We start from the raw sequence: 13,386 nt of genomic DNA, 5'->3' as shown, positions 1-13,386 counted from the left end.
CTTGCATGTATTAGGCACGCCGCCAGCGTTCGTCCTGAGCCAGGATCAAACTCTCCAAAGAAAGTTGATTGGCTTTTCGGATTGTCCAGCTTCGGCCAAAGCGGCCTCCGCTTTTCTTATGACGCTTGCGTTTTGTTTAGTTTTCAAGGAACTTGTTTATCTTGCACACTTTTATCATTATACATATCATTTAATTTGCTGTCAACATATCTTTCATGAACAGCGACATTAATTAATATAATGCATTGTCATATAAAAGTCAATAACTTTTAAACAAAAAAATAAAAGGCATCTTGAATAATGATGCCTACAAAATATATCGGTCAATCACGATTAACGCTGCCGCTCCAGGGAGGCCAAGAAATCCGCAAACGATTGAGGTGACGAGGTTAATCGGAATATGGATGTTAAAATGCCCGCCGATGGCGTTGATGACAAACAGCGCGAGCGCCCCGACGATCAGGCGGATAGCAGCGTAGCCGATCAGGCGAAGCGCTTTGAGACGGGCGCCGACGATAAGCAAAACGGCGATAAGCGCTAGCAACACGGTAATGACGACTTTCGGCTCCAACGTTTGAACCCCCTTTTTGCACGCTTGTACTACCAACGTATGAGAAACAGGGGAAAAAAGAACAAAAAAATAAGGAAGTTAACGCACTTCCTTAAGTGTGATGCGGCGGTGCTTCGCTTCGCGGAGGAGGAAAAAATATTTGGCCTCAGCGAGTTGCAATGCGCTCAGCACCTCCGGAGACGGATCGACGCTTTTTTCGATGAGTTGTTTCTGCTCAAGCCATTCAGTTCTAGCCTTTTGTAGTTCAGCCATTAACTTCTCATCAAATTGTCTCTTTAGTTTCCCCTTTCGCCGCCATAACAAACCGATCCCCACCTTCTTTCTCTCTATAGCTCACGGCGCCCTTCCAACGCCTTTGATAACGTCACTTCGTCCGCATACTCCAAGTCGCCGCCGACCGGCAAGCCATGGGCGATGCGGGTGACTTTGATTCCTGTCGGCTTCAACAGGCGGGAGATGTACATCGCCGTTGCCTCTCCCTCGATGTTCGGGTCGGTCGCTAAAATCACCTCTTGGACCGTCTCATCCTGCAATCGCGTGAGCAGCTCGGCGATTTTAATATCTTCCGGTCCGATGCCTTCCATCGGCGAGATGGCCCCGTGCAACACGTGGTACAGGCCATTGTATTCTTTCATCCTCTCCATGGCGATGACATCTTTCGGATCCTGAACAACGCAAATCGTCGTCCGGTCGCGCCGCTCGTCTTTGCAGATGTAGCAAGGGTCTGTATCTGTAATATGTCCGCAAATCGTGCAATAATGAATATGCCGCTTGACATCAACGAGCGCTTTGGCAAACTCAAGCACGGTGTCTTCTTTCATCGCCAGCACATGAAATGCAAGGCGGGCAGCCGTTTTCGGGCCGATGCCGGGCAGTTTCATAAAACTGTCAATCAACTTCGATAGCGGTTCTGGATAATGCATACGCCCCCCTAGAACAACCCTGGAATGTTAAGTCCTTTCGTAAACTGCCCCATCATTTCATTAGCCAACTCATCCGCTTTTTTCAACGCATCGTTTGTCGCTGCCAAAATCAAATCTTGCAGCATTTCAATATCGTCTGGGTCGACGACTTCCTCTTTAATTTTTACTTCCAAAATTTGTTTATGACCGTTAGCGACAACGGTCACCATGCCTCCGCCCGCCGTGCCTTCCACCGTTTTTTCCGCCAACTCTTCCTGCGCTTTTTGCATTTCTTTTTGCATTTTTTGCATTTGTTTTAACATTTTTTGCATATTGCCCATTCCGCCACGCATCATCTTGGCATCCTCCTTTAAACGGTTTATTCTTTAATTTCGATCAGCTCTTCGCCAAACAGCCGCTTCGCTTCGGCGATTAACGGATCTTCTTCGCTTTTTTCCACCATGGCGTCCTTATTGCGGATGAACTCTTCTCTTATTTTTCCCCATTCTCCCTCCGGAATGGCTACCATTTCAAAGCGGCGGTTTGTCAGCTCAAACAAAATCGCTTCGACGTTTTCTTTGACCGAACTTGTGGGATCGGTCGCCATTTTGCAGTGGATTTCGTATTTGAATTTTAATACAAACGCTGAGGCGCTCGCTGCAACCGGCTCGCTCTCTTGCAGCAAGGCAGCGTGCGACACTTTATGCTGCCGTTTCAACGTGTCGAGCACATCCGCCCAGCATCCTTTCACCAAAGCTAAATCTTCATGCGTCGCCTGTTTCAACAGCTCGTAAATGCGGCCAACCGGGGCTTTATATCCCCCCGTTTTCATCGGTTTGGACAGTTTTTTCACCGGCGCGGCGGTCGACGGAGGGGCAGGCGGTTGTTCCTTCAGGCGCCGCAATTCCGCCTCCAGCGTTTCAATCCGCTTTATCAACGGTTCCAACTCGGAAGCCGACAGCGACGGGGCGGCGGCTGATGGATGGCAAAGTTTCACAAGCGCCACTTCCAACAGAAGGCGCGGGTGGTTTGTCCACTTCATCTCTTGCTGGCTTTTGTTCAGCAACTCGATGGCCTCGTATAAATTGGAAACCGGAATCATTTCCGACAGTGAAGTGAACGCTTCGTCAACGACAGCAATTTGAATCGCTCCCTCCACATAGGGAGCGGTTTTGTACAGCAATAAATCGCGATAGTACAAAATCAAGTCTTCAACCAAACGATGCGGATCTTTCCCTTGCGCCATCATCGTTTCCAACTGCTGAAGAACCGCCGCTGTATCTTTGCGGTGGATGGCTTCGATGAAGCTCGATAAGGCGGCAAATGATGCAGCCCCGGTCATCGCCAGCACGTCGTCGAGCCGAAGTTTCCCGTCGCTGAACGAAATGGCTTGATCAAGCAAGCTGAGCGCATCGCGCATCCCCCCGTCTGCAGCACGGGCGATGGCGGACAATGCCTCATCGGACGCCTCGACACCTTGGGCGCTTGCGACATACTTTAGCCGTGAAACGATCGCCGGAAGCGGGATGCGGCGAAAATCGAACCGTTGGCAGCGGGAAATGATCGTCGTCGGAATTTTGTGCGGCTCGGTCGTGGCCAAAATGAAAATGACGTGTTTCGGCGGCTCCTCCAACGTTTTCAACAGCGCGTTAAACGCACCGATCGACAGCATATGCACCTCGTCGATGATATACACTTTGTAGCGGGCCGACGTCGGCGCAAATTTCACCTTCTCACGGATATCACGAATTTCATCGACGCGGTTGTTGGAAGCAGCGTCAATTTCCAGCACATCGGGAACCGTTCCATTCGTAATGCCGAGGCAAGCTGGACACTCATTGCATGGCTCCGCCGCTGGCGCCTGTTCACAGTTGACCGCCTTAGCGAAAATTTTCGCTGCGCTCGTTTTTCCTGTACCGCGCGGGCCGGAAAATAAGTAAGCGTGCGATATTTTATGTTGAAGCAGGGCGCTTTGCAACGTCTTGGTCACGTGTTCTTGGCCGACCATGTCCGCAAAGCGCTGCGGCCGAAACACGCGATATAACGCTTGGTATGCCACGGAAAACGGCCCTCCTCTTTCTCTCGTCCTATCTATTATATAACTTCCTATTGCAATTTGAAATAACAAAAAACCCACTCGCCATGAGTGGGTTTTGTTCCCTATCGCTATGTAAGGCCGTGCACCTTCTGTCGATTAGCTGCCCCGAGCGTTGCTCAAGCAGTTAGCTCAGCCCAGGCGTCCCCGCGGCACATGGGAGCATCCGCTTACTGCTGCTTCCTTCCGGACCTGACAGGGTTCACGGAATCCCATTGCGCGGGACCCAGACGTCAACACCACTTGCTTGAGACAGGCCTCGCAACAGACTAACCTCGAGAAGGAATTCAGCCTCGCTAGAGCGGATTGCGAGTACAGGGCACCGCTACCTCCCCGCTTAGCACGGCACTATCAGTATAGCTCGTTAGCGGAAAAAATGCAATGTCAATCGACGGAATTTTCGTTGGCACTCCTGCCAACATTTCTCTTTTGTTCGCGCAATCGTCGAAAAAATTGGCTCAACAGCGAACCGCACTCGTCAGCAAGCACCCCGCTTACCACCTTAACCTGATGGTTAAATCGGCTTTCCTGCAATAAGTTCATCAATGTCCCAGCGCACCCTCCCTTTGGGTCAAACGCGCCAAATACAACCCGTTCGATGCGGGAAAGAACAATGGCGCCTGCGCACATGGCGCACGGCTCAAGCGTTACGTACAACGTCGCCCGCTCAAGCCGCCATGAACCGGTTGCCCGGCATGCTTCATCGATTGCCAAAATTTCTGCATGAGCGATGGCGCGTTGTTCGGTTTCCCGCAAATTATGAGCGCGGGCGATGACGCGGCCGTCTTGAACGATGACAGCGCCGATCGGCACTTCGCCGATCTGCTCCGCTTTTTTTGCTTCTTCCATTGCCAATCGCATGTAGTACTCGTCGGTGTTCATCGTATACCCCTTCACACAAACGGTCATTTCTCCTTTCTTTTCATCATAGAATATGGAGAATAAAGACGCAACTAGGAGGTCAAGTATGCAAATCCACGTAGTGCAGAGTGGACAAACGTTAAGTGGAATTGCTGAGGCATACGGGACCACGGCGGAAGACATTGTCCGGGCCAACAAGCTTCCAAACCCTGATAAACTCGTTGTCGGCCAGGCGCTCGTGATCCCGATCGTCGGTCGTTTTTACTGGGTGCAGCGCGGCGACACGTTATGGTCGATTGCACGCCGATTTTCGATTCCGATGCAGCGGCTTGCCGAAGTGAATCGCCTCTCCTTAAACGCTCCGCTTAAGGTCGGGCAGCGGCTTTATATACCGCCCGGCGCCAAGCGAAGAGCGGAGTTTAACGCCTATATTGAACCGCGCGGCGCGACTGTCAGCCCAGCGCTGGAGGCGAGCGCTCGCGAAGCCGCTCCGTATTTGACTTATTTGAGTCCTTTTTATTTTGCGATCCGACGCGACGCGACATTGCAAGAGCCGCCGCTTGACGACTTTCCGGATATTGCCCGCGCCAACCGCGTCACGCTCGTTATGGTTGTCGCCAACATTGAAAACGGGCAGTTCAGCGACGAGCTCGGCGCGCTTATGTTAACAAACGAAACGCTGCAAAATCGTCTGCTCGACAACATTGTCGCGACCGCTAGACGGTATGGCTTCCGCGACATCCATTTTGATTTTGAATATTTGCGCCCGGAAGACCGTGAGGCGTATAATGCGTTTTTGCGCAAAGCGAAACGGCGGTTTGCACGAGAAGGGTGGATGATGTCGACCGCCTTAGCGCCGAAAACGAGCGCGACCCAGCGCGGACGTTGGTACGAAGCACACGACTACCGCGCCCATGGACAAATTGTCGACTTTGTCGTGATCATGACGTATGAATGGGGCTACAGCGGCGGGCCGCCGATGCCGGTGTCCCCGATCGGTCCGGTCCGCCGCGTTCTCGAGTACGCCATCTCTGAAATGCCAGCCGGAAAAATTTTGATGGGGCAAAACTTGTATGGCTACGACTGGACGCTGCCATATGTACCCGGCGGCCCGTACGCCCAGGCCATCAGCCCGCAGCAAGCCATCGCCCTCGCCGCAAAGTATAACGTTGCCATCGAATACGATACGGAGGCGCAGGCACCGCATTTTCGCTATCGCGACGAAAACGGACGCGAGCATGAAGTATGGTTTGAGGACGCCCGCTCCATTCAAGCAAAATTTAATCTCGTGAAGGAACTTGGTTTGCGCGGGGTCAGCTATTGGAAACTTGGCATTGATTTTCCACAAAACTGGCTGCTGATCGCTGATCAATTTACTGTTGTAAAAAAATAAAGGCATAAAAAACCCGCCGGTCAACGGCGGGTTTTTTTATGATGGGAAACGGCTTTCGGCGGTCAGCCGTTTCAGATGACAATCTCCTCTTATGCGCGTCAGTCCTCTTCATCATCGTCTTGGCCAAGAACAAGACTTCTTGTTCCTCATTGCCAACGTCATTCACTATAACACGGCAGTCGGGAAAAGTCAACCAACGATTTGCCTCAAGCACCTTTTTTTCAGCGAATGACGTCCCGATTCCCCATGTAAGGACGAAGCGCTTCCGGAACGATGACCGAGCCGTCTTCTTGCTGGTAGTTTTCCAAAATGGCGGCGACCGTCCGCCCAATGGCTAGCCCCGAACCGTTTAATGTATGCACGTACTCCGGTTTCGCTTTTGGATCCCGACGGAAGCGGATGTTGGCACGGCGCGCTTGAAACGCCTCAAAGTTGCTGCACGACGAAATTTCCCGGTACGTTCCGTAACTTGGCAGCCAAACTTCAATATCGTACGTTTTCGCCGCCGAGAATCCAAGGTCTCCGGTGCACAAGGCGACAACGCGGTACGGAAGCCCGAGCCGTTGCAAAATCGTCTCTGCCTGGCGCGTCAGCTTTTCCAATTCATCGTACGAGTCCTCCGGCTTTACGAACTTTACCAGCTCGACTTTATTGAACTGATGCTGACGGATCAGCCCTCTCGTGTCACGGCCGGCCGACCCGGCTTCCGCGCGGAAGCAGGCGCTGTAGGCCGCATAGTAAATCGGCAAATCATCTGCGGCCAAAATTTCGTCGCGGTGCAGGTTCGTCACCGGCACCTCAGCGGTCGGAATGAGGAAATAATCTTCGCTGTCCAAATGGAACGCATCCTCGGCAAATTTCGGCAACTGTCCGGTTCCGATCATGCTCGCCCGGTTCACTAAATATGGCGGCAACACTTCTTCGTAACCGAATTCATCGAGATGGATGTCAAGCATAAAGTTGATGAGCGCCCGCTCAAGCCGCGCTCCTAACCCTTTATAAAAGACAAATCGGCTTCCCGCCACTTTGGCGGCTCGCTCAAAGTCGAGCAAACCGAGCCGATCGGCGATTTCCCAATGCGGCTTCGGCTCAAAGGAAAACGAACGCGGCTCTCCCCATCTCCGCACTTCCACATTGTCCTCTTCTGATTGGCCGATCGGCACTGATTCGTGCGGCACGTTTGGAATCGACAACAACAAGTCGTCGAGTTCCGCCTCAAGCTGGCGAATTTGTTCATCCATCCGTTTAATGCGGTCACCGACTTCGCGCATTTGGGCAATCAGCGGCTCGGCGTCCTTTTTCTCGCGCTTTAGGACAGCGATTTGCTGCGACACATCGTTGCGCTTGCTTTTCAGCTCTTCGACTTCCGCGATCAAGCGGCGGCGGTCTTTGTCCAATTGTTCAAAGCGGTCGATGTTCGTCAAATCCCCGCCGCGCTGCATTAGTTTTTCTTTCACTTCTTCAAACTGGGTGCGCAATATTTTCACATCCAGCATGGCTTTTACCTCCTTTTCCATTCAATATTATACATAAAAAAGCCCCCGTCCCAAAAAAGGGACGGGAGCCATCCCGCGGTGCCACCCTTATTGAAGGCTTGCTATGCCTTCCCCTTTTGCCGTTAACGGCGGCGGCCGAAAACGCCTACTGGCCCTTTGGGCGTTCAACGTTTTGCTCGAGGATGGATTCACAGGAGCTCCCTGCCGGTTCGCACCGCCCACCGGCTCTCTGATAAGGAAGGCATCCCGCTACTCGTTCCTCTCATCGCTTTCGCTTGATCACTTTACTTGAGGCTTGACGCCATTTTCGCTTCTTTGACCATGTTGAGGAAGTATTGCATCAATCGATGATCGTCGGTCAGCTCTGGGTGGAACGAGCAGCCAAGAAACTGTCCTTGTCGAGCGGCGACAATGCGGTCATTGTATGTCGCCAAGACATCGACCCCGTCCCCGGCCTCCACGATATGCGGAGCGCGGATGAAGACGCCGACAAAGCCATCGCCGACGCCTTTAATCGACAGCTCCGCCTCAAAGCTTTCCCGCTGCCGACCGAACGAGTTCCGCTCGACTGTAATGTCCATTAATCCTAAATGTGGCTCGTCATAGCCGACAATTCGCTTCGCCAGCAAAATGAGTCCGGCGCACGTGCCGAACATCGGCTTGCCGGCAGCGGCAAATTGCTTGAGCGGCTCCATCAGCCCATAGCGGTCGATGAGCCGCCGCATCGTTGTGCTTTCGCCGCCCGGCAGCACAAGACCGTCCAACCCTTCAAGCTGCTCCGGCTTTTTCACGATGACCGCCTCGGCGCCGCACGCCTCAATGGCGCGAACATGCTCCCGCACAGCTCCTTGCAGTCCAAGTACACCTATTTTCATCGTTGCTTTGCTCCTTTATTTAGCTTACCAGCCGCGTTCTTGCATCCGGTGCTCCGGCAACAATGTCGCGATATCGATGCCGCGCATCGCGCCGCCCAATCCTTTCGACAAGTGTGCGATCAATTCATAGTCTTCGTAATGAGTCGTCGCCTCTACGATCGCGCGCGCGTATTTTTCCGGATTTTCCGATTTGAAAATGCCAGACCCAACAAAGACACCGTCCGCACCCAAGTGCATCATCAAGGCAGCGTCAGCCGGTGTCGCGACACCGCCGGCGGCAAAGTTGACGACCGGCAGGCGGCCAAGCCGCTTGATCTCGCGCAGCACCTCAACCGGAGCCCCGAGCTGTTTCGCCTCAGCGACAAGCTCATCTTCGCTCATGTTGACGACTTTGCGAATTTGCGCGTTCACTTTGCGCATATGGCGCACGGCCTCAACGATGTTGCCTGTCCCCGGCTCTCCTTTCGTCCGCAACATCGATGCCCCTTCTGCAATGCGGCGCGCCGCTTCCCCTAAATCGCGGCAACCGCACACAAATGGAACGGTAAACTGCCGTTTGTCAATATGGAACTCCTCATCAGCCGGCGTTAATACTTCGCTTTCGTCAATGTAGTCGACACCAAGCGCCTCTAAGACACGCGCCTCAACATAGTGACCGATCCGCACTTTCGCCATGACTGGGATCGAAACGGCGTTCATCACTTCTTCGATCACCGTCGGGTCGGCCATGCGCGCGACACCGCCAGCGGCGCGAATGTCCGCCGGGACGCGCTCGAGCGCCATAACCGCGACAGCCCCTGCCGCTTCAGCGATTTTCGCCTGTTCTGCGTTCACGACGTCCATGATGACGCCGCCTTTTTGCATTTCCGCCATGCCGCGTTTGACGCGGTCCGTACCTGTCAATGCCAACGTTGATTCCCCCTATTCCTAATCCTTATGCTTTGCGAGGCATGCAAAAGGACGATTCCACTGTTTTATTTTACCTCAATTTTTACAAAAATCACAATGGAAAAAAGCTCCCCATCAAGGGGAGTCGATTTTACAGCCAGCCTTTCACTGTTTTGGCGACGCTTGTCCATAAATCAACAAACAGTCCGCCGACCGCGCGCATCGAAAGAACAAACCAATTGGCTTTTTCGACTTCAGCTGTTGTGACAAGCGGCACACGGATGTTTTTTTGCATGTCTGGGCTTAAGAAGGCAAGGGAGTCGTCCCCTTTATATTCGAGCGTCATATATCCAACTGTTTCCCCTTTTTTCAAAGGGGCGACTAGCTTTCCTTCTTTTGTCATTTTTTTCTTGTCCAACACATATACAGGTTTGTATTGTTTTTCCTCGCCGTTTTTCACAAGCAGATCCAGATTCTTTCCTGTCGCGACACGAACCTCTTTTTCTTTCCCTTTCACGACCGGAAGTGTTTCTTTTCCTTTCAGCTGGTACCCTTTTGGATAAAGCGTCTCGAGGGAGTATTGGTTGAATCCGTAGTTAAATAGTTTTTCTGTCTCTTTAAAGCGCGCCTCTTTTGTTGTTTTCCCACTCGCATCTTTCGCGTTCATGACAACCGAAATCAAGCGGACGCCGTTTCGTTTCGCCGTCCCGGTGAAACAGTTGCCGGCAAATTCCGTATAGCCGGTTTTCAACCCGTCTACACCTTCGTATCCGTACACAAGCCCAGGCAGCATCCAATTCCAGTTGTCCATTTTGATTTCATCTTTTGTTCCTTCCCGGAATACTTTATGAGGAATGCTCGCTGTTTTCAGCACTTCGGGATGATCTTTCAGCAACCGGTAGGCAAGCATCGCCATCGCACGTGCGGACATGACGTTTTCCTCATTTGTGCTTGTCCCTTCCGGATGGAATCCTTTTAAATCCTTATTGCTCAACCCTGTGGCATTGACAAACTTATAATCTTTCAGCCCAAGCTCTTTCGCTTTGTCGTTCATCATTTTCACAAAATTTTTCTCCGATCCAGCGATGATCTCAGCAATTGCGACCGTTGCCCCGTTCGCCGAATAAATGGCCATTGCCTCGTACAGCTCACGCACCGTATACTTGCCATCTTTTCGCAACGGGACATTGGACAGCGCCCGGTCTTGCGACAGCCGGTACACGTAATCGCTTGGCGTGTACATTTGATCCCATTTGACGCGCTTCGCCTTAATGGCGTCAAGAAGCAAATACTCGGTCATCATTTTCGTCATGCTGGCAATCCCAAGCACCGTATCGATATTTTTTTCATACAAAATTCTTCCCGTTTGTGCATCCACTAAAATCGCAGCGTCCGCCCGGATGTCAAGCGGGGCGCTTTCCGCCTTCACCGTCTGTTGAAACGGACCAAACGTTAAACAAAGGCAAATCGACAGCAACCAAAACAACCAGTTTTGTTTTCTCCTCCTCACAATGACACCCTCCTCACACAACCGTTATTGTAACATACCGTCGGCCAAAAAAATAGACGGAGGACATGTCTCCGTCAAAGTTGAGCCGATCGGCGCAACTCCGATCAAAAAGCAGAGTAGTTCGGCGCTTCTTTCGTAATTTGCACGTCATGCGGATGGCTTTCACGAAGCCCCGCGCTCGTCATGCGGATAAACTGCGTTTTTTCGCGCAGCTCTTCCAAATTGCGGGTTCCACAATAACCCATGCCGGCACGCAACCCACCGACAAGCTGATAAATCGTGTCGGCAAGCGGCCCTTTGTATGGAACGCGTCCCTCGATGCCTTCCGGGACAAACTTTTTCGCATCTTCTTGAAAATAGCGGTCTTTGCTGCCGCGCTCCATGGCTGCGACCGATCCCATGCCCCGGTACACCTTAAAGCGGCGGCCTTGGTAAATTTCCGTCTCACCCGGGCTTTCGGAAACACCAGCAAGCAAGCTGCCGAGCATAACCGCATGCGCCCCAGCCGCGATCGCCTTCACAATGTCGCCGGAATATTTGATCCCGCCGTCAGCGATGATCGGGACGCCATGTTTGCGCGCCTCAGTCGCACAGTCGTAGATCGCCGTAATTTGCGGCACACCAACCCCGGCGACAACCCGGGTCGTGCAGATGGACCCCGGACCGATTCCGACTTTAATAATGTTCGCCCCAGCCTCAATCAAGTCGCGCGTCCCTTCAGCTGTCGCGACATTGCCGGCGATGATGTTCAAGTCCGGGTATTGGCGTCGGATGTTGGCCACCGTCTCTAGGACGCCTTTCGAATGGCCGTGCGCCGTGTCAACGACAATGACATCAACCCCTGCCTCAACAAGCTTTTTGACGCGAATCATCGTGTCCGCCGTCACCCCGACGGCCGCCCCGACAATCAGCCTCCCTTTCGCATCTTTCGCCGAATTCGGGAACTCAATGACCTTTTCAATATCCTTGATCGTAATTAATCCCTTCAGCACACCGTTTTCATCAACAAGAGGCAGTTTTTCGACCTTGTGTCGCTGCAAAATTTTCTCTGCTTCCTCCAACGTTGTCCCCACCGGAGCAGTGATCAAGTTTTCCTTCGTCATTACCTCGGAAATTTTAATCGAATAGTCTTGAATGAAACGCAAGTCACGGTTCGTAATAATGCCGACCAATTTTTGCTCCTCGGGGTTGTTGACGATCGGCACCCCCGAGATCCGATATTTACTCATTAAGTGTTCTGCATCATACACTTGATGATCCGGCGTTAGGAAAAACGGGTCCGTAATGACGCCTCGTTCCGACCGTTTCACCTTGTCGACCTGCTCGGCCTGCTGTTCGATCGACATATTTTTGTGAATGATGCCAAGGCCTCCCTGACGCGCCATCGCAATTGCCATCTCCGCTTCGGTGACCGTATCCATCCCAGCGCTGAGAATCGGGATGTTCAACTGCAGCGTATCGCTCAACTTCGTGGTTACATCAACATCGCGCGGCAATACGTCCGACTTCGCTGGGATGAGAAGAACGTCATCAAACGTCAATCCTTCCTTGGCGAATTTCGCTTCCCACATGTTTTCTCCCCCTTGTCCGGAAATATTATTAGTAGCTTAACAACTGGTTAAACTACTGTCAAGGAATCAAGAAAATGTCCAACTTTTCAGTTATTTCAAGACAATTCTATGTAAGGGGGGTAAAAATGTTCGGAAATCACGGTCAACTGTTTCGCCTTTCTGTTTTCCGCTCGGCCGATACTGCGCAGCAATTTTTGCGGCAATGCTATCAACAGCTGCAGCGGGATGACGCCGTCCAACGCAGTTATGCAAACTGTTACCCATTTTTATATTATCTGGAACACGGGCAAAACTTTTACGCCGCTGCCCAGCAGGCGCCGCTGTCCATCAAGCCAGTTCTCTTGTTTTACGGCATGGTGCAGCTCTTAAAAGCATGCCTGCTCACTGTCGACCCCGACTACCCGGAATCAACATCGGTCTTGGCCCATGGTGTATCAGCAAGAAAACGAAAAAAACAGGGCTACGAATTTTTAGATGATGAAGTGAAAATACAAAAAAACGGTTTATTCGCACATTTTTCTGAAAAAATGTTTCATGTGAAACAAGAAGCTGGGGAAAAATTTCGCATGGGCACGCTGTTGCAACGAATTAGCGAGTTGCATGAAACGTTTTTTCTTCTAAGCGGGCGAAAAAAACCGTTATCCTTGCCTGTTGTACATACTGCTTCGCCGCCGATGCTCGCCATCCCAAAAGTGATTTTGGACCACTACCATATGTCGTTGTCCCGCTTTGTCCAATATCTCTGTGAAGAAGGACAAGGAAAGCGGCTTTCGTTCGCCAAAGAAGAAGGAGAATTTCTGTATTTTCATATAGAATCGCCGCTGTCGCCGGCCGGAGAAGGTCCGTTTTTATTCCATCTTGACGGTACACTCCGAATTCCAGTCAAGAAAGAGAAAACATTCTCGCTTCCAGAAATACACGCCCATTACTTGTTGCTGTATAACTTGAGCATGATTTCGCGCTATGAGACGGAATGGTGGAGCGAGCTTCTCCATTCTTACCCAAGCAAGGCATACACTTTTATTCTTGAGTTTCTCTCCGTGTCGGCGGAAAAAGTGCCGTTGCTGCTTCATGAATACTTAATGCGGAAATTTTTGGGTTGAATCAAATCAAAAATCCCCTGCTGTATATACAGCAGGGGATTTTCGCCTAGCAGCGACCTACTCTTGCAGGGGCGCTGGCCCCAACTACCATCGGCGCTGGAGGGCTTAACTTCCGTGTTCG

General features: G+C 51.8%; 13 protein-coding genes, 2 rRNA genes, 1 other RNA gene and 1 other annotated feature. Of the genes, 2 read left to right on the top strand and 14 right to left on the bottom strand.

Translation table 11 applies throughout. The features are described 5' to 3' along the window. The 8 genes from ABS784_RS16375 to tadA form a co-directional block, all read right to left on the bottom strand. Positions 1-61, bottom strand: a 16S ribosomal RNA gene (locus ABS784_RS16375); the annotation flags it as partial. 246 nt (positions 62-307) lie between these two features. Further along, positions 308-571: a pro-sigmaK processing inhibitor BofA family protein gene (locus ABS784_RS16370; RefSeq protein WP_011229537.1), complete on the bottom strand. Its 264-nt coding sequence runs from the start codon at positions 569-571 to the stop codon at positions 308-310. 78 nt (positions 572-649) lie between these two features. Beyond that, entirely contained in the window at positions 650-874 is a 225-nt protein-coding gene (locus tag ABS784_RS16365; protein WP_012820427.1) for a YaaL family protein, read from the bottom strand. A 23-nt stretch (positions 875-897) separates the two neighbouring features. Beyond that, positions 898-1,494 carry a recombination mediator RecR gene (recR, locus tag ABS784_RS16360; RefSeq protein WP_011229535.1) on the bottom strand — a complete coding sequence of 199 codons (597 nt, stop codon included), beginning with the start codon at positions 1,492-1,494 and terminating at the stop codon, positions 898-900. Between the two features lie 8 nt (positions 1,495-1,502). After that, the gene (locus ABS784_RS16355) at positions 1,503-1,826 is read right to left on the bottom strand and encodes a YbaB/EbfC family nucleoid-associated protein (RefSeq protein ID WP_020279743.1); all 324 of its coding nucleotides are present in this window, start codon (positions 1,824-1,826) and stop codon (positions 1,503-1,505) included. Positions 1,827-1,852: 26 nt separating this feature from the next. Then, positions 1,853-3,532, bottom strand: a complete 1,680-nt coding sequence (gene dnaX, locus ABS784_RS16350; RefSeq protein WP_011229533.1) for a DNA polymerase III subunit gamma/tau — start codon at positions 3,530-3,532, stop codon at positions 1,853-1,855. A 117-nt stretch (positions 3,533-3,649) separates the two neighbouring features. Next, an RNA gene (ffs, locus tag ABS784_RS16345) (signal recognition particle sRNA large type) lies at positions 3,650-3,914 on the bottom strand. 38 nt (positions 3,915-3,952) lie between these two features. Then, on the bottom strand, positions 3,953-4,450 hold the full coding sequence (tadA, locus tag ABS784_RS16340) for a tRNA adenosine(34) deaminase TadA (RefSeq protein WP_352513279.1): 498 nt from the start codon (positions 4,448-4,450) through the stop codon (positions 3,953-3,955). An 85-nt stretch (positions 4,451-4,535) separates the two neighbouring features. On the opposite strand from tadA, the gene ABS784_RS16335 reads away from it, so the two are divergent. Further along, positions 4,536-5,822 (top strand): glycoside hydrolase family 18 protein, encoded by a 1,287-nt coding sequence (locus tag ABS784_RS16335; RefSeq protein WP_014194557.1) that lies wholly within the window; start codon positions 4,536-4,538, stop codon positions 5,820-5,822. Positions 5,823-6,043: 221 nt separating this feature from the next. Here ABS784_RS16335 and serS read toward each other — a convergent pair whose 3' ends face one another. The 5 genes from serS to guaB all read right to left on the bottom strand — a co-directional run bounded on the left by serS (position 6,044) and on the right by guaB (position 12,162). Further along, on the bottom strand, positions 6,044-7,318 hold the full coding sequence (serS, locus tag ABS784_RS16330) for a serine--tRNA ligase (RefSeq protein WP_011229529.1): 1,275 nt from the start codon (positions 7,316-7,318) through the stop codon (positions 6,044-6,046). Between the two features lie 54 nt (positions 7,319-7,372). Further along, positions 7,373-7,593 (bottom strand) — a binding site (T-box leader). Between the two features lie 9 nt (positions 7,594-7,602). Then, on the bottom strand, positions 7,603-8,193 hold the full coding sequence (pdxT, locus tag ABS784_RS16325; RefSeq protein ID WP_011229528.1) for a pyridoxal 5'-phosphate synthase glutaminase subunit PdxT: 591 nt from the start codon (positions 8,191-8,193) through the stop codon (positions 7,603-7,605). A gap of 24 nt (positions 8,194-8,217) precedes the next feature. Next, positions 8,218-9,102, bottom strand: a complete 885-nt coding sequence (gene pdxS, locus ABS784_RS16320; protein WP_011229527.1) for a pyridoxal 5'-phosphate synthase lyase subunit PdxS — start codon at positions 9,100-9,102, stop codon at positions 8,218-8,220. Positions 9,103-9,232: 130 nt separating this feature from the next. Continuing rightward, the gene (locus ABS784_RS16315; RefSeq protein WP_011229526.1) at positions 9,233-10,591 is read right to left on the bottom strand and encodes a serine hydrolase; all 1,359 of its coding nucleotides are present in this window, start codon (positions 10,589-10,591) and stop codon (positions 9,233-9,235) included. Between the two features lie 104 nt (positions 10,592-10,695). Beyond that, positions 10,696-12,162, bottom strand: coding sequence for an IMP dehydrogenase (gene guaB, locus ABS784_RS16310; RefSeq protein ID WP_011229525.1), 1,467 nt, complete (start codon positions 12,160-12,162; stop codon positions 10,696-10,698). Positions 12,163-12,287: 125 nt separating this feature from the next. On the opposite strand from guaB, the gene ABS784_RS16305 reads away from it, so the two are divergent. Further along, positions 12,288-13,265: a YaaC family protein gene (locus ABS784_RS16305; protein WP_011229524.1), complete on the top strand. Its 978-nt coding sequence runs from the start codon at positions 12,288-12,290 to the stop codon at positions 13,263-13,265. Between the two features lie 44 nt (positions 13,266-13,309). Here ABS784_RS16305 and rrf read toward each other — a convergent pair. Continuing rightward, positions 13,310-13,386: ribosomal RNA gene (gene rrf, locus ABS784_RS16300) — 5S ribosomal RNA — on the bottom strand; the annotation flags it as partial.

This window comes from Geobacillus sp. G4, from assembly GCF_040327975.1.
Taxonomy (GTDB): domain Bacteria; phylum Bacillota; class Bacilli; order Bacillales; family Anoxybacillaceae; genus Geobacillus; species Geobacillus thermoleovorans.
This window is presented reverse-complemented; position numbering and strand designations above follow the sequence as displayed.

Excerpts from the sequence above, each read along its gene's own strand:
- recR (WP_011229535.1), bottom strand. The coding sequence starts at position 1,494 with ATGCATTATCCAGAACCGCTATCGAAGTTGATTGACAGTTTTATGAAA.
- ABS784_RS16355 (WP_020279743.1), bottom strand. The coding sequence starts at position 1,826 with ATGCGTGGCGGAATGGGCAATATGCAAAAAATGTTAAAACAAATGCAA.
- tadA (WP_352513279.1), bottom strand. The coding sequence starts at position 4,450 with ATGAACACCGACGAGTACTACATGCGATTGGCAATGGAAGAAGCAAAA.
- ABS784_RS16335 (WP_014194557.1), top strand. The coding sequence starts at position 4,536 with ATGCAAATCCACGTAGTGCAGAGTGGACAAACGTTAAGTGGAATTGCT.
- serS (WP_011229529.1), bottom strand. The coding sequence starts at position 7,318 with ATGCTGGATGTGAAAATATTGCGCACCCAGTTTGAAGAAGTGAAAGAA.
- pdxT (WP_011229528.1), bottom strand. The coding sequence starts at position 8,193 with ATGAAAATAGGTGTACTTGGACTGCAAGGAGCTGTGCGGGAGCATGTT.
- guaB (WP_011229525.1), bottom strand. The coding sequence starts at position 12,162 with ATGTGGGAAGCGAAATTCGCCAAGGAAGGATTGACGTTTGATGACGTT.
- ABS784_RS16305 (WP_011229524.1), top strand. The coding sequence starts at position 12,288 with ATGTTCGGAAATCACGGTCAACTGTTTCGCCTTTCTGTTTTCCGCTCG.